This window comes from Streptomyces arenae (assembly GCF_022343545.1).
GTDB lineage: Bacteria > Actinomycetota > Actinomycetes > Streptomycetales > Streptomycetaceae > Streptomyces > Streptomyces humi.
The window spans coordinates 81,293-95,787 of the sequence record NZ_JAKQYH010000006.1 but is presented as its reverse complement, the minus strand read 5'-3'; the positions used below and the strand labels follow the sequence as shown (position 1 = coordinate 95,787).

14 protein-coding genes are annotated in these 14,495 nt (G+C 70.9%); 6 read left to right on the top strand and 8 right to left on the bottom strand.

From position 1 onward, the window contains the following. Nucleotides 1-54: 54 nt before the first annotated feature. The 3 genes from MB828_RS03275 to MB828_RS03265 form a co-directional block, all read right to left on the bottom strand. Entirely contained in the window at nt 55-519 is a 465-nt protein-coding gene (locus tag MB828_RS03275; RefSeq protein WP_046726418.1) for a VOC family protein, read from the bottom strand. Between the two features lie 31 nt (nt 520-550). Then, on the bottom strand, nt 551-1,456 hold the full coding sequence (rarD, locus tag MB828_RS03270; protein ID WP_133027612.1) for an EamA family transporter RarD: 906 nt from the start codon (nt 1,454-1,456) through the stop codon (nt 551-553). Between the two features lie 224 nt (nt 1,457-1,680). Further along, nucleotides 1,681-2,535, bottom strand: a complete 855-nt coding sequence (locus MB828_RS03265; RefSeq protein ID WP_301646836.1) for an SDR family oxidoreductase — start codon at nt 2,533-2,535, stop codon at nt 1,681-1,683. Nucleotides 2,536-2,627: 92 nt separating this feature from the next. Between MB828_RS03265 and MB828_RS03260 the strand changes: the two genes are divergently transcribed. Further along, complete coding sequence (locus MB828_RS03260; protein WP_301646835.1) at nt 2,628-3,026, top strand: winged helix-turn-helix transcriptional regulator; 399 nt, start codon at nt 2,628-2,630, stop codon at nt 3,024-3,026. 142 nt (nt 3,027-3,168) lie between these two features. Here the strand turns inward: MB828_RS03260 and MB828_RS03255 are convergent, their stop codons facing one another. The 5 genes from MB828_RS03255 to MB828_RS03235 all read right to left on the bottom strand — a co-directional run bounded on the left by MB828_RS03255 (nt 3,169) and on the right by MB828_RS03235 (nt 9,960). After that, nucleotides 3,169-4,239: a 2-oxoacid:ferredoxin oxidoreductase subunit beta gene (locus MB828_RS03255; RefSeq protein WP_301646834.1), complete on the bottom strand. Its 1,071-nt coding sequence runs from the start codon at nt 4,237-4,239 to the stop codon at nt 3,169-3,171. Next, nucleotides 4,232-6,172 (bottom strand): 2-oxoacid:acceptor oxidoreductase subunit alpha, encoded by a 1,941-nt coding sequence (locus tag MB828_RS03250; protein ID WP_301646833.1) that lies wholly within the window; start codon nt 6,170-6,172, stop codon nt 4,232-4,234. Before MB828_RS03250 ends, MB828_RS03255 begins: the two co-directional genes overlap by 8 nt. 199 nt (nt 6,173-6,371) lie before the next feature. Further along, on the bottom strand, nt 6,372-7,079 hold the full coding sequence (locus tag MB828_RS03245; protein ID WP_343236144.1) for a LuxR C-terminal-related transcriptional regulator: 708 nt from the start codon (nt 7,077-7,079) through the stop codon (nt 6,372-6,374). A gap of 127 nt (nt 7,080-7,206) precedes the next feature. Then, complete coding sequence (locus tag MB828_RS03240) at nt 7,207-8,616, bottom strand: sensor histidine kinase (RefSeq protein ID WP_301646944.1); 1,410 nt, start codon at nt 8,614-8,616, stop codon at nt 7,207-7,209. Between the two features lie 153 nt (nt 8,617-8,769). Next, entirely contained in the window at nt 8,770-9,960 is a 1,191-nt protein-coding gene (locus MB828_RS03235) for a sensor histidine kinase (protein WP_301646832.1), read from the bottom strand. Between the two features lie 251 nt (nt 9,961-10,211). Here MB828_RS03235 and MB828_RS03230 point away from each other — a divergent pair, with 251 nt between their 5' ends. Genes MB828_RS03230 through MB828_RS03210 form a run of 5 tightly spaced genes read left to right on the top strand, consistent with a single transcriptional unit; the run spans nt 10,212 to nt 14,491 of the window. Beyond that, nucleotides 10,212-10,622 (top strand): NADH-quinone oxidoreductase subunit A, encoded by a 411-nt coding sequence (locus MB828_RS03230; protein WP_046726411.1) that lies wholly within the window; start codon nt 10,212-10,214, stop codon nt 10,620-10,622. Beyond that, nucleotides 10,613-11,287 (top strand): NADH-quinone oxidoreductase subunit B, encoded by a 675-nt coding sequence (locus MB828_RS03225; RefSeq protein WP_301646831.1) that lies wholly within the window; start codon nt 10,613-10,615, stop codon nt 11,285-11,287. The genes MB828_RS03230 and MB828_RS03225 overlap by 10 nt, the downstream gene beginning before the upstream one ends. Continuing rightward, complete coding sequence (locus tag MB828_RS03220) at nt 11,284-12,954, top strand: NADH-quinone oxidoreductase subunit C (protein WP_301646830.1); 1,671 nt, start codon at nt 11,284-11,286, stop codon at nt 12,952-12,954. The genes MB828_RS03225 and MB828_RS03220 overlap by 4 nt, the downstream gene beginning before the upstream one ends. Then, nucleotides 12,951-13,919 (top strand): complex I subunit 1/NuoH family protein, encoded by a 969-nt coding sequence (locus MB828_RS03215; RefSeq protein ID WP_301646829.1) that lies wholly within the window; start codon nt 12,951-12,953, stop codon nt 13,917-13,919. Before MB828_RS03220 ends, MB828_RS03215 begins: the two co-directional genes overlap by 4 nt. Next, complete coding sequence (locus MB828_RS03210) at nt 13,919-14,491, top strand: NuoI/complex I 23 kDa subunit family protein (RefSeq protein WP_301646828.1); 573 nt, start codon at nt 13,919-13,921, stop codon at nt 14,489-14,491. Before MB828_RS03215 ends, MB828_RS03210 begins: the two co-directional genes overlap by 1 nt. The last annotated feature ends 4 nt before the right edge of the window (nt 14,492-14,495 follow it).

The window sequence follows — 14,495 nt, the reverse complement described above, 5'->3', positions numbered from 1 at the left end:
GGATGGCGTGCCCCGGCACCACACCCCGTACCGCACAGCCCGCCCGTACGGCCGCTACTGCACGCAGAACTCGTTGCCCTCCGGGTCGGCCATCACCGTCCACGCGCCGGCCGGCTCGGAGACGTGCCGCAGCACCGTCGCGCCCAGCGCTTCAAGCCGTGCCACCTCCTCCGACCGCGTCCCGTCCCCGGCGTGCAGGTCGATGTGGAGCCGGTTCTTGCCGGCCTTCGCCTCCGGCACCCGCTGGAACAGCAGCCGCCGCCCCAGCCCCGTCCCGCGCTCCTCGTCGTACGGGTCGTCCGGGTGCCGTACGGCGACGAGATCCCGGAAGGCGGCGCGCCCGTGGTACTCGACGGTGGCGGCACCGGGCAGCGCGCCCGACTCCAGCAGGTGCTCGACGAGCGCGCTGTTGTCCTCGGCCACGTAGTGCAGCGCGGCGGCCCAGAAGTCGGCCTGCCCGTGCGGGTCACGGGCGTCGACGACGAGCTTCCAGTGCAGGGGTGCGGGCGTCTGCGTCATGCCGCCCACTTATAGCCGACGGCGCCAGGCCTCACACCGGACTCGCGGGACTCTCCGTCGCCGGTGCCGCGGGCCGTGGTAGGGCCGCTGCCGCCGCGAGCGCCCGCGCGGCACGGCGGGCGGTGCGCAGCGCGTCCCAGGTGAGCAGGGAGAGGGCGAGCCAGACGAGCGCGAAACCTGCCCAGCGTTCGACGGGCATGGCCTCATGGAAGTAGACGATGCCGAGCAGGAACTGGAAGACCGGCGCGAGGTACTGGAGGAGGCCCAGCGTGGAGAGCGGCACGCGGATCGCGGCGGCGCCGAAGCAGACCAGCGGGACGGCGGTGACGATGCCGGTGGAGGCGAGCAGGGCCGCGTGCCCGGCGCCGTCGTCGAGGAAGCTGGAGTCGCCGTGGCCGGCCAGCCACAGCAGATAGCCGAGCGCGGGCAGGAACTGGATCGCGGTCTCCGCCGCGAGTGACTCCACGCCGCCGAGGTTGACCTTCTTCTTGACGAGACCGTAGGTGGCGAAGGAGAAGGCGAGGGTGAGGGAGATCCACGGCGGCTGCCCGTAGCCGACGGTCAGGACGACGACCGCGGCGAAGCCGATGCCCACCGCCGCCCACTGCGCGGGCCGCAGCCGCTCCTTCAGCAGCAGCACCCCCATGGCGATGGTGACCAGCGGGTTGATGAAGTAGCCGAGGGAGGCCTCCACCACGTGGCCGGCGTTCACGGCCCAGATGTAGACACCCCAGTTGACGGTGATCACGGCGGCGGCTACCGCCACCAGCGCCAGCCGGCGCGGCTGGCGCAGCAGCTCGCCGGCCCAGGCCCAGCGCCGTACGAAGGCCAGGGCGACGGCGACGAAGAGCAAGGACCACACCATGCGGTGGGCGAGGATCTCCACCGATCCGGCTGGCTTCAGCAGCGGCCAGAAGAGCGGGACCAGCCCCCACATCCCGTAGGCGGCGATGCCGTTCAGCAGCCCGGTCCGCTGCTCACCCTTCGATTCGCCCTTTGATCCACCCTCGGATGTCTCGGCACCCTTCGATATCCCGGCCACCGGCCCTCCTCGTCCCCTGATTCATCGCATCTGGACGAAGGTAGCGCCGAGCGCCCCGGTCTGTCATGGCCGTATCGGTATACGGTCATGACAGACCGGGGTGAGGTCGTCGGCGCAGGTCAGCCCTTGAGCGCGGCGGCGACCGCCTCCGAGATCGGGGAGGTCGGGCGGCCGGCAAGCCGGGAGAGGTCGCCGGAGTCGACGACGAGCTCGCCCTTGGCGATCGACGCGTCGACGTCGGCCAGGATCCCCGCGAAGAACTCGGGCACGCCGGCGCCGGTGAGGATGCCCTGGAGCACCTCGGCGGGCACGGAGTTGTAGGCGATCTCCTTGCCGGTCTGCTCGGAGATCAGAGCCGCGTACTCGGCGAAGCTCCAGGCGGTGTCGCCGCCCAGTTCGTACGTCTGGTTCTCGTGGCCCTCGCCGGTCAGCACGGCGACCGCGGCGGCCGCGTAGTCCGCGCGGGACGCCGAGGAGACCCGGCCCTCACCGGCGGCCGCGACGACCGCGTTGTGCTCCAGGACCGGAGCGAGGTTCTCGGTGTAGTTCTCGTGGTACCAGCCGTTGCGCAGCAGGGTGTACGGCAGACCGGAGGCGAGCAGCGCCTTCTCGGTGGTGCGGTGGTCGTCCACCAGCGAGGCCTTCAGGCTGCCCGGGGCACTGGTGTACGCGAGCAGGGCCACACCGGCCGCCTTGGCGGCGTCGATGACGACCTGGTGCTGCGCGGGACGGCCCTTGTCGAACTCGTTGCCGGAGATCAGCAGCACCTTGTCGCCGGCGGCGAACAGGCCGTCGAAGGTCTCGGGGGTGTTGTAGTCCGCGACAGCGATCTTCACGCCCTTGGCCGCGAAGTCGGCGGCCTTGGCCTCGTCACGCACGACTGCGGTGATCTGCTCGGCCGGGACCTTCTCCAGCAGCTGGTTCACGACGTGGCGGCCGAGGTGTCCGGTGGCTCCGGTGACGACGATGCTCATGGTGTGCGATCTCCTTGTGGGGTTCCGTTGCCACTAACCCTAGGAGGTGCGCTAACCAAAAGAAAGTACCCACTTTGAAGTAAGGTACTGGCATGGTCGTAAGCATCCCCGAAAGTGGTCCCGGCGCCGGGAAGTACGTCGTCGGCGAGGCGATGTGCCCGTACCGGCTCGTCCTGGAGCACGTCACCAGCCGCTGGGGCGTGCTGGTCCTCATCGAACTCCTCGACCGCCCCTACCGCTTCAGCGAGCTGCGCCGCGCGATCGGCCGGGTCAGCGAGAAGATGCTGACCCAGACGCTCCAGACGCTGGAACGGGACGGCCTCGTCCACCGCGACGCCAAACCCGTCATCCCGCCCCGCGTCGACTACTCCCTCACCGACCTCGGCCGCGAGGCGGCCCAGCAGGTACGGGACCTGGCCCTGTGGACCGAGCGGCGGATGGCGGACGTGGAACGCGCGCGCGAGGCCTACGACGAGGCGAAGAAGGCCTGACGCAGGAGCCGAGCCGGCGCCGAGGAAGGCCTGACGCGCGAGCGGGGCCGAAGAAGGTCTGACGCGCGAGCGGGACCGAAGAAGGTCTGACGCCCGCGGGGCCCGGACGGCGCGTCCGGGCCCCGCTCGTAGCCGCCTGCGGTCAGCCGACGACCGTCCAGGTGTCGCCGCCGGCCAGCAGCCCCGCGAGGTCGCCCTTGCCGTGCTGTGCGACGGCGGTGTCCAGCTGCTCGGACATCTGCACGTCGTAGACGGGCCGTTCCACCGCGCGGAAGACACCGACGGGCGTGTTGTGCAGGGTGTCCTGGTCGGCCAGCCGGGACAGCGCGAAGGCCGTGGTGGGGGAGGGGGAGTGGGCGTCGTGGACGAGGATCTCGGACTCGTTGTCCGCCGTCACGTCGACCACCCTCAGGTCACCGGTGAGCCGGTCCCGTACCACCCCGCGCGCGCGGTCCGCGCCGAAGCGGATCGGCTGCCCGTGCTCCAGGCGGATCATCGCCTCCTCGGCCGACTGCTTGTCCTTGAGGGCGTCGAAGGCCCCGTCGTTGAAGATGTTGCAGTTCTGGTAGATCTCGATCAGGGCCGTACCCGGGTGCGCGGCGGCCGCGCGCAGCACCTCGGTGAGGTGCTTGCGGTCGGAGTCGATGGTGCGCGCGACGAAGGAGGCCTCGGCGCCGATCGCCAGCGACACCGGGTTGAACGGCGCGTCCAGCGAACCCATCGGTGTCGACTTGGTGACTTTCCCGACCTCCGAGGTCGGTGAGTACTGGCCTTTCGTCAACCCGTAGATGCGGTTGTTGAAGAGGAGGATCTTCAGGTTGACGTTGCGGCGCAGCGCGTGGATGAGGTGGTTGCCGCCGATGGACAGGGCGTCACCGTCACCCGTGACGACCCACACCGACAGATCCCGCCGACTGGTCGCCAGACCGGTCGCGATCGCCGGCGCCCGGCCGTGGATGGAGTGCATCCCGTAGGTGTTCATGTAGTACGGGAAACGGGACGAGCAGCCGATCCCGGAGACGAAGACGATGTTCTCCTTCGCCAGCCCCAGTTCCGGCATGAAGCCCTGCACGGCCGCCAGGATCGCGTAGTCACCGCAGCCCGGGCACCAGCGCACCTCCTGGTCCGACTTGAAGTCCTTCATGGACTGCCTGCCCTCGGCCTTGGGCACGAGCTGGAGCAGCCCTTCGGTGGCGTCCGTCACGTCAGTCATGGATGGCCTCCTTGAGCGCCGCGGCGAGCTGCTCGGCCTTGAACGGCATGCCGTTGACCTGGTTGTACGAATGCGCGTCCACCAGGTACCTCGCACGGATGAGGGTGGCGAGCTGACCGAGGTTCATTTCGGGGATCACCACCTTGTCGTAGCTCTTGAGAACGGCGGCGAGGTTCTTCGGGAACGGGTTCAGGTGACGCAGGTGCGCCTGCGCGATCGGCTCACCGGCCGCGCGCAGCCGCCGTACCGCCGCCGTGATCGGTCCGTATGTGGACCCCCAGCCCAGCACCAGGGTGCGCGCGCCGTCCGGGTCGTCGACCTCGACGTCGGGCACCTCGATACCGTCGATCTTGGCCTGCCGGGTGCGGACCATGAAGTCGTGGTTGGCGGGGTCGTACGAGATGTTGCCGGTGCCGTCCTGCTTCTCGATGCCGCCGATGCGGTGTTCGAGGCCGGGCGTGCCGGGGACCGCCCAGGGCCGGGCGAGGGTCTGAGGGTCGCGTTTGTACGGCCAGAAGACCTCGGTGCCGTCGTCGAGGGTGTGGTTGGGGCCGTCGGCGAACTGCACCCGCAGGTCGGGGAGCTCGGTGAGTTCCGGGATCCGCCAGGGCTCGCTGCCGTTGGCCAGGTAACCGTCGGACAGGAGCATCACGGGGGTGCGGTAGGTCAGCGCGATCCTGGCCGCCTCCAGCGCCGCGTCGAAGCAGTCGGCGGGGGTCCGCGGGGCGATCACCGGGACCGGCGCCTCGCCGTTGCGGCCGTACATCGCCTGGAGCAGGTCCGCCTGCTCGGTCTTGGTCGGCAGGCCGGTGGACGGCCCGCCACGCTGGATGTCGACGACCAGCAGCGGCAGCTCCAGGGAGACCGCGAGCCCGACCGTCTCCGCCTTCAGGGCCACCCCGGGGCCGGACGTCGTCGTCACCGCGAGCGCACCGCCGAACGCCGCTCCCAGCGCCGCCCCGATACCGGCGATCTCGTCCTCCGCCTGGAACGTCCGCACGCCGAAGTTCTTGTGCTTGGACAGCTCGTGCAGGATGTCGGAGGCCGGGGTGATCGGGTACGACCCGAGGAACAGCGGCAGCTCCGCCTGCCGGCCCGCCGTGACCAGGCCGTACGCCAGGGCCAGGTTCCCCGAGATGTTCCGGTAGGTGCCGACCGGGAACGCGGTGGTCGCCGGCGCGATCTCGTACGAGACCGCGAAGTCCTCGGTCGTCTCGCCGAAGTTCCAGCCCGCGCGGAAGGCCGCAAGGTTGGCTTTCATGACCTCGGGCTTGCGGGCGAACTTCTGCGCGAGGAACTTCTCCGTGCCCTCGGTGGGCCGGTGGTACATCCATGACAAGAGGCCGAGCGCGAACATGTTCTTGCTGCGCTCGGCCTCTTTGCGGGTGAGGTCGAATTCCTTCAGTGCCTCCACGGTCAGCGTGGTCAGCGGCACCGGATGGAGGCTGTACCCGTCGAGTGAGCCGTCCTCCAGGGGCGAGGTGTCGTAGCCGACCTTCTGCATCGCCCGTTTGGTGAACTCGTCCGTGTTGACGATGATCTCCGCGCCGCGTGGCAGGTCGCCGATGTTGGCCTTCAGCGCGGCCGGGTTCATCGCGACCAGCACGTTCGGCGCGTCCCCGGGGGTGAGGATGTCGTGGTCGGCGAAGTGCAGCTGGAAGGACGAAACCCCCGGCAGGGTGCCTGCGGGGGCCCGGATCTCGGCCGGGAAGTTCGGGAGGGTCGAGAGGTCGTTTCCGAAGGACGCGGTCTCCGACGTGAACCGGTCCCCGGTGAGTTGCATACCGTCACCGGAGTCCCCCGCGAACCGGATGATCACCCGGTCCAGGCGCCGGACGGACTTGACGCCGCCCGGCCTGCGCTGCTCTCCGACGACGGTTCCGTCGGCGGTTCCATCGGCCTGTTCCGCTGTCCTGCTGACCTGGCTGGTCACTGAACTGGACCTCCTTCGAGGCGGCTGTCCGGGCCTGGCCGTCCCACGGACCATCCCACCTTCAACCCTACGTCGGTTAGGGTCGCCTTCCCGTGCCCGCTCGCATGCTGGACGGCTCTTCGAGACGACCTGTCGCCCTGACTTGTCACGATTTTCCCTCCCCCGGGCTGCCTTCCGGTGCCGACACGGTGTCCGCCCGTCAGGAGTTCAGATAGGTGAGAACGGCCAGAACGCGCCGGTGGTCACCGTCGCTCGGGGAGAGGCCCAGCTTGAGGAAGATGTTGCTGACGTGCTTCTCGACGGCGCCGTCGCTCACGACCAGCTGCCGCGCGATCGCCGAGTTCGTCCGCCCCTCGGCCATCAGCCCCAGCACCTCCCGCTCCCGCGGGGTCAGGCCGGCCAGCACGTCCTGCTTGCGGCTGCGCCCGAGCAACTGCGCCACCACCTCGGGATCGAGCGCCGTACCCCCTTCGGCGACCCGCACCACCGCGTCCACGAACTCCCGCACGTCGGCGACCCGGTCCTTCAGCAGGTACCCCACGCCCCGGCTGGAACCGGCCAGCAGTTCGGTGGCGTAGCGCTCCTCGACGTACTGCGACAGCACCAGCACCCCGAGCCCCGGATGCGCCTTCCGCAGCCGTACGGCCGCCCGCACCCCTTCGTCGGTGTGGGTCGGCGGCATCCGTACGTCCGCCACCACGACGTCCGGCAGCGCCTCCTGCGCGTCCAGCTCGGCGATGGTCTTGACCAGCGCCTCCGCGTCACCGACGCCCGCGACCACGTCATGTCCCCGGTCGGTCAACAGCCGGGTCAGCCCCTCCCTGAGCAGCACGGAATCCTCGGCGATGACCACCCGCACCCTGTCCTCCACGATCTCCCGGCCCCCCACACCCCGTCCGGCGTACATGCCTGCCCTGTCCGAAAGTCCAGCATTCCAGCATTCGGATCGCAGTGCGTGCGAGTAAGGGGAGGCCGCGGGCCAAAACAGGCCGCGACTCGAGAGCGGGGGCGGCGGCCGTGACCCCCAGGGTTCTTCAGCGCCGCCAGGGCAGCTCCGCCGTCACCCGGGTGGGTCCGCCGGCCGGCGAGTCCACCACCAGGATCCCGTCGACCGCGTCCAGCCGCTCGGCCAGCCCCGCCAGCCCCGACCCGCCGGACGTGTCCGCGCCCCCCACCCCGTCGTCGACGACCTGCAACATCAGCCGGTCCTCGCTGCGCCACACGTCCACCGACGCCTCGCGCGCACGCGCGTGCTTGCTGACGTTCTGCAGCAGCTCCGACACCGTGAAGTACGCGATCCCCTCGATCGCCGCCGCCGGCCGCTCCACCAGGTCGACCTCCACCCGCACCGGCACCGTGCACCGCGAGGCCACCGAGGACAGCGCCGCGTCCAGGCCCCGGTCGGTCAGCACCGCCGGATGGATGCCCCGGGCCAGATCCCGCAGCTCCTGCAACGCGGTCTTCACCTCACCGTGCGCCTCGTCCACCATGCGCGCCGCGACCTGCGGATCCTCCCGCAGCTTCTCCTTCGCCAGCCCCAGATCCATGGCCAGTGCCACCAGCCGCGCCTGCGCCCCGTCGTGCAGGTCCCGCTCGATCCGCCGCAGGTCGGCGGCGGCCGTGTCCACGACCACCCCGCGGTCCGACTCCAGCTCCACCACCCGCGAAGCCAGCCTCGACGGCCCCAGCAGCCCGTGCACCATCACCCGGTCCACCATCGTCAGCGCCCGTACGATCCACGGCGTGGCCAGCGTGAACAGCAGCCCCACCAGCGCCGTCACGGTGATCTCGAACGGGTTGTCGAGGTAGACGCTGTGGTGCGCGTCGCCGTACAGCTGGATCCCGTCCTGTCCGGCGTACACCGGGAAGACCCAGAACCACAGCGGATACGTCAGCAGGGCCCAGCCGTACGCCCAGAAGTTGAGCGCGACGACGAACGAGAACATCGACCACGGGAACTGCAGGACCGCGTACAGCAGATGACGCCAGGACGTGCCGCTCTTCAGCACCGCGCCCATCCAGGCGAAGAACCCCGGCTTGCGCATCCGCACCGGCTCCGGGTCCGCCACCCGCAGTTTCAGCAGCCCGCGCGCGCGTGCCCGCTCCAGCGCTCCGAAACCCCGGCACCCGGCGAGGGCCACCGCCAGCAGCGGGATCCCGACGAAGGTCACCAGCAGCCCCACACCCAGGGACAGCATCGTCACGGTCCACACGAACAGCGCGACACCGACCGGAAAGCCCAGCAGCACATAGCCGAACTCACGCCAGCTGCGCGCCTCGAACGGCGCCCGCAGCACGGCGGGCACCCGACGCCGACGCTCGCCGTAGGGCTCGTTCCCGCCGTACGACCCGTTCGACCCGTTCGACCCGTAGGACCCGTACGACCCGTACGACTCGTTCTGCGAGTAGTCGTACCCGTGTGCCTGCCCGTACTCCGTGGCCATCGCCGCCGTCCCGTCCTGTCCTGTCCCAGTCATATCGGCCCTGTCCTGCCGTACCTCCACCCTGCTGTGCCGCGGACGCGCGGACCATGGAGTCCGTCGGCGTCTCGGACGGGGGGTTTTCCCTACCCCTCGCGTCCGCCCCGCCCGTCCGGCCTAGGACCGGTCGCGCCAGGGCAGTTCGGCGGTGACCGTCGTCGGACCGCCTTCCGGGGAGTCCACGACGAACAGGCCGTCGACCGCGCCCAGCCGGTCCGCGAGCCCCCGCATCCCGGTGCCGCGGTCCAGGCTGGCCCCGCCGCGACCGTCGTCCCACACCTGGATCAGCAGCCGGTCCTCGGTCCGCCACACGTCGACCGCGGCGCTGCGCGCCCCGCTGTGCTTGCTGATGTTCTGCAGCAGCTCGGAGACGGTGAAGTAGGCGATGCCCTCGATCGCGGGCGCCGGTCTGGCCGGCAGGTCCGCGGTCACCTGCACCGGCACCGTGCACCGCGAGGCCACCGAGGACAGCGCCGCGTCCAGGCCCCGGTCGGTCAGCACCGCCGGATGGATGCCCCGGGCCAGATCCCGCAGCTCCTGGAGGGCCAGCTTCACCTCGCCGTGCGCCTCCTCGACCATCACGGCGGCCGCGTCCGGATCCTCCAGCAGCTTCTCCTTCGCCAGGCCCAGCCCCATCGCCAGGTTGACGAGACGGGCCTGCGCGCCGTCGTGCAGGTCCCGCTCGATCCGCCGGAGATCGGCGGCGGCGGTGTCCACGACCACGCCCCGGTCGGACTCCAGTTCGGCGATCCGGCGCTCCAGCTCGTCGGACGGCGACAGCAGACCGCGGACCATCGCCCGGTCCACGTTCGTGAGCCCGCGCGCGATGAACGGCAGCACCGGCCACAGCACGAACAGCGAGACCAGCGTCACGCAGAAGGTGAGGACACCCCAGGGCAGCCGGATGAAGTCGTACAGCAGCGTCCGCCAGCCCACCGGGTCCTTCAGCGTCATCCAGAGCCGCTGCGAGCCCCCACCGCGCTTGCCCCACGGCATCGGCGTCGGCTCGTCCACCCGCACCCCGAGCAGCCCGCGCGCGCGTGCCCGTTCCAGCTTCCCCAGCTGCCGGGCGCCCAGCAGGGTGGCGGCGAGCAGCGGAATGCCGATCACCGTGAGCGTCAGGATGCCGCTCACCCACAGCGTCGTCGTCACGTACACGAAGCCGAACAACGACATCGGCAGGTTCAGCAGAAGGTGCGCGATCTCCTTCCAGGTGTGACCGTCGTAGGCGAAGCGCACGGGCGGCAGCCGCTCACGGTCGTCTCCGCCGTCGACGGAGCTGAGGGATCGGGGTACGGGTGCGGTCATATGCGCCAGCGTGCCGTGTGCCGTGACGCCGCGCCATGGAGTTCGCCGCCCGGGTCACCCTGGGGAAAACCCCACCAGTGGCTCCCGCATCATGTCCCACCGTGTGACGGCCTGCTTACCGTGTCTTTATCAGGGCCTAGACTCCCGTGCGTACAGATCGTCGAATCAGGAGTCGACCGAGGTCACGGACCGAGGCCGGGACGACGGGCCGGGCCGGGCGCGCTGCCTGTCGAGGGAGTGAGGGACGGACGATGCGGGAGACGGTGGGTGGCGAACCGACCGTGGCCGTCGCGGCGGGCTACTTCGCGTCCTACTCGGTCGTGGGGCTGCTGACCGTTGTCGGCGTGCTCTTCGTCGCCGTGGCCTTCGGGGCCGGCCGGCTACTGCGCCCGGTGGTCCCCACCCCCGAGAAACTCCTCACCTACGAGTGCGGCGTCGACCCCGTCGGCGAGGGCTGGGCCCACACCCAGGTCCGCTACTACGTCTACGCCTTCCTCTACGTCATCTTCGCCGTCGACTCGATCTTCCTGTTCCCCTGGGCGACGGTCTTCGCCGCCCCCGGCTACGGTGCGGCCACGCTCGTGGAGATGTTCATCTTCCTCGGCTTCCTCACCGTCGGCCTGCTGTACGCATACAAGAAGGGCGTCCTGACATGGACGTGATGCCGGAGCCCGTCCCGCAGCCCGAACCTGTCCTGCTGCCGGAGCCGAAGAGGCTGGGCGCCCTCGCCCGCCTCGCCCCCGAGCCGATGAAGGTCGTCCTCAACTGGGGCCGCCGCTACTCGCTCTGGGTCTTCAACTTCGGTCTCGCCTGCTGCGCGATCGAGTTCATCGCCGCGTCGATGGCCCGCCACGACTTCATCCGCCTCGGCGTGATCCCCTTCGCGCCGGGCCCGCGCCAGGCCGACCTGATGGTGGTCTCGGGCACGGTCACGGACAAGATGGCCCCGGCGGTCAAGCGCCTGTACGAGCAGATGCCCGAACCGAAGTACGTCATCTCCTTCGGCGCCTGCTCGAACTGCGGCGGCCCGTACTGGGACTCCTACTCCGTCACCAAGGGCGTCGACCAGATCATCCCCGTCGACGTCTACGTCCCCGGCTGCCCGCCCCGCCCGGAGGCCCTCCTCCAGGGCATCCTGAAACTCCAGGAGAAGATCGCGGCCGAGTCCCTCCGCGACCGCTACGGCACCCAGCGCCCCTCCGCCGCGGCCCTCCAGAGCGGCTTGGTGCGCCCCCCGGCCTCGGCACCGGCCCCGGCTCCCGTGACGGAGACGACGGCGGAGAAAGGGGAGACCGCGGAGACGGCGGAGGAGGGGGACGCGCGATGACCGCCCCCACCGGCTGGCTGCCGGCCCCTGTTGGGGAGTTCTTCGGCCCGGACGCGACGGCGGAGGAGTCGTACGGGGTGCTGACGGTCGACGTCCCGCCGTCCTCCTGGCTCGCCGCCCTGGAAGTCGCCCGTAGGACCCTCGCCTGCACCTACTTCGACTGGCTGAGCGCGGTCGACGAACCCGGCACCGGCTTCCGCGTCTCCGCCCACGTCGTCGCGCTCGCCCCGGTACGCCGCCTCCTGCTGCGTACGACGGTGCCGCACACCGCCCCCGAACTCCCGTCCGCCGTCGACGTCTACGCGGGCGCCCGCTGGCACGAACGCGAAACCCACGAGATGTTCGGCGTCCGCTTCACCGGCCACCCCGGACTCGACCACCTCCTCCTCCCGGAAACCTTCGAGGGCCACCCCCTGCGCAAGGACTTCGTCCTGGCCGCCCGGGTCGCCAAGGCATGGCCCGGCGCCAAGGAACCGGGCGAGTCCGACCACGGCGGTCCCAAACGCCGCCAGATGCTCCCTCCTGGTGTCCCCGACCCCAACGAGTGGGGCCCCCTCAAGGGCCAGCTCCCGCCCGCCCCCGCCCGCCCGGCCCGTACCGCCGGCACCCGCCCGCCCGCCACTGCCGGCGACCGGCCGGTACGACGCGCACGCACCGCGGCCCAGGGTTCGGCGAGCCAGGCGGCGGAGACGCCCGAGGCCGCGGGCTCCCGTGCCCCGGAGGCAGCGCAGCCCGAACCCGGACCGACGACGACCACCCCACGCCGCTCCCGCACCGCGAGCGCCGGCTCCGCCTCTCAGCGGGCGGCCTCCACGGAGCAACCGCCGGCGTCTCCACGACGGACACGCACGGCAAGCACCGGATCCGCTTCCCAACGCCACGCCCCCGAGGGGGAAACGGCTCAGGGACGGACTGGGGCCGGGCGGACCGGGGTCGAGGGGAGAGGGGCCGAAGGGACCGGGCGGACCGAGGCTGAGCAGACCGAGGCCGGGCAGGCCGCGGTGGAGCGGGCTGAGGCCGGGGCAGAGCCGACCGGGGCAGAACCGACCGGGGCGGAACAGACCACGGCCGAGCAGACTGCCGTGGGAGAGGCCGCCTCGGGCGAGACCGCTCAGGCGGCGGAGGGCCGGGCGGCGGGGACGCCGTCGGCTCCCCGGGGACCGCGTCGGGCGCGTACCGCCTCGGGCGGTTCCGCCTCGCAGCGCGCCGCGGAGACGGCGGCGGCCCCGGGAACGGCCACCCCACCGCGGCCCTCGCGCAGCGCGGACGCGCCGTGGCACCACGCTCGCCCCGCTTTCGACGAGCCAGGACCCGCCGAGCGGCGGCGCCCGGCGCCGACCGAGCCGGACGAGTCGCCTGGGCCGACCGGGCCCGAACCGGGGGCCGGATCCGTGACCAAGAAGTCTCCGGTCTCGGACGGCTCGGCTCCTGAGGGCCCAACCCTTGAACGCTCGGCCTCCGAAGCTTCCGAAGCCTCCGAAGCGCACGAAACCCCCGAAGCCTCCGAAGCAGCCGAGGCGCCCGAAGCCTCCGCACCCGGCTCCCCTCCCGACCCCGACGCCCCCGACAAGGTCACGCCAGACCAGGCCACCCATGACCAGGCCGCCCCCGACAACGCCGATCCCGAACGACCGCCCCGTGACGACCGCCCAGGAGGCTCGCAGTGAACGACGCTCTGGACGTCGCCCTGCGACTCCTCGTCGTGTTCGTCGTCTTCCTCACCTTTCCCCTGATCGTCGGTCAGACGGAGCACAAGGTGATGGCTCACATGCAGGGCCGCCTCGGCCCGATGTACGCCGGCGGCTTCCACGGCTGGGCCCAGCTGATCGCCGACGGCGTGAAGTTCGCGCAGAAGGAGGACGTGGTCCCGGCGGGTGCGGACCGCCGTGTCTTCCAACTGGCGCCTGCGGTGGCCCTCCTCCCGTATCTCCTCGTGCTGCTGGCCATCCCCATCGGACCCGGCGAGGGCGCCGTCGGCCAGGCAGTGGACGCTGGCGTGTTCTTCGTACTGGCCGTCATGGGCGTCGGCGTCCTCGGCTCGCTCATGGCCGGCTGGGCCAGCGCCAACAAGTTCTCCCTCCTCGGCGGCCTGCGCACCGCCGCTCAGCTCCTCGCCTACGAACTGCCGATGCTGCTCGCCGCCGCCTCCGTGGCGATGGCGGCCGGCACGGTCTCCCTGCCGGGCATCGTCGGTGCCTTCCACTGGTGGTGGCTGCCCTGGCAGATCACCGGCGGACTGGTGTTCTTCATCGCCGGTCTCGCTGAGCTCCAGCGGCCGCCGTTCGACATGCCCGTCGCCGACTCGGAGATCATCTTCGGCGCGTACACCGAGTACACCGGTCTGCGCTTCGCCCTGTTCCTGCTCGCCGAGTACGCCGGGATCGTCGTCCTGTGCGGTCTGACCACCGTCCTCTTCCTGGGCGGCTGGCACGGGCCGTGGTGCGCCGACGGCCTCGGCTGGCTGTGGACCCTGCTGAAGGCGGCCCTCCTCGCCTTCGTCGTGATCTGGCTCCGCGTCACCTACCCCCGCCTGCGCGAGGACCAGCTGCAGAAGTTCTCCTGGACCCTTCTCGTCCCCCTCTCTCTCGCTCAGATCGCCCTCACCGGCATCGTCAAGGTGGTGATCTCCTAGTGGCCCCCATCCCTGGCTCCGGCCTCGCCAAGGGCCTGGCCGTCACCCTGCGCACGATGACCCGGAAGTCGGTCACCGAGCAGTACCCGGACGCGCTTCCCGACCTGCCACCCCGTACCCGGGGTGTGATCGGCCTGTTCGAGGAGAACTGCACGGTCTGCATGCTCTGCGCCCGTGAGTGCCCCGACTGGTGCATCTACATCGACTCCCACAAGGAGACCGTCCCGGCGGCGGCCCCCGGCGGCCGGGAACGCAGCCGCAACGTGCTGGACCGCTTCGCCATCGACTTCTCCCTGTGCATGTACTGCGGTATCTGCATCGAGGTCTGTCCTTTCGACGCTCTGTTCTGGTCGCCCGAGTTCGAGTACGCGGAGACCGACATCCACGAGCTCACCCACGAGCGGGACAAGCTCCGTGAGTGGATGTGGACGGTCCCCGCACCGCCCGCCCTCGACCCCGGCGCGGAGGAACCGAAGGAGATCGCGGCCGCCCGCAAGACCGCCGAGAAGCTCGCCGCCGCGCAGACGGAGCCGTCCGCCGACCGCGCCGAACCGGGGGAGGGGGAGTCGTGACCGC

What these genes read in the sequence shown, in the direction of transcription:
- MB828_RS03275 (WP_046726418.1), bottom strand. Translation starts at nt 519, where the DNA reads ATGACGCAGACGCCCGCACCCCTGCACTGGAAGCTCGTCGTCGACGCC.
- rarD (WP_133027612.1), bottom strand. Translation starts at nt 1,456, where the DNA reads ATGTGGGGGCTGGTCCCGCTCTTCTGGCCGCTGCTGAAGCCAGCCGGA.
- MB828_RS03265 (WP_301646836.1), bottom strand. Translation starts at nt 2,535, where the DNA reads ATGAGCATCGTCGTCACCGGAGCCACCGGACACCTCGGCCGCCACGTC.
- MB828_RS03260 (WP_301646835.1), top strand. Translation starts at nt 2,628, where the DNA reads ATGGTCGTAAGCATCCCCGAAAGTGGTCCCGGCGCCGGGAAGTACGTC.
- MB828_RS03255 (WP_301646834.1), bottom strand. Translation starts at nt 4,239, where the DNA reads ATGACTGACGTGACGGACGCCACCGAAGGGCTGCTCCAGCTCGTGCCC.
- MB828_RS03245 (WP_343236144.1), bottom strand. Translation starts at nt 7,079, where the DNA reads ATGTACGCCGGACGGGGTGTGGGGGGCCGGGAGATCGTGGAGGACAGG.
- MB828_RS03240 (WP_301646944.1), bottom strand. Translation starts at nt 8,616, where the DNA reads ATGGCCACGGAGTACGGGCAGGCACACGGGTACGACTACTCGCAGAAC.
- MB828_RS03235 (WP_301646832.1), bottom strand. Translation starts at nt 9,960, where the DNA reads ATGACCGCACCCGTACCCCGATCCCTCAGCTCCGTCGACGGCGGAGAC.
- MB828_RS03230 (WP_046726411.1), top strand. Translation starts at nt 10,212, where the DNA reads ATGCGGGAGACGGTGGGTGGCGAACCGACCGTGGCCGTCGCGGCGGGC.
- MB828_RS03225 (WP_301646831.1), top strand. Translation starts at nt 10,613, where the DNA reads ATGGACGTGATGCCGGAGCCCGTCCCGCAGCCCGAACCTGTCCTGCTG.
- MB828_RS03220 (WP_301646830.1), top strand. Translation starts at nt 11,284, where the DNA reads ATGACCGCCCCCACCGGCTGGCTGCCGGCCCCTGTTGGGGAGTTCTTC.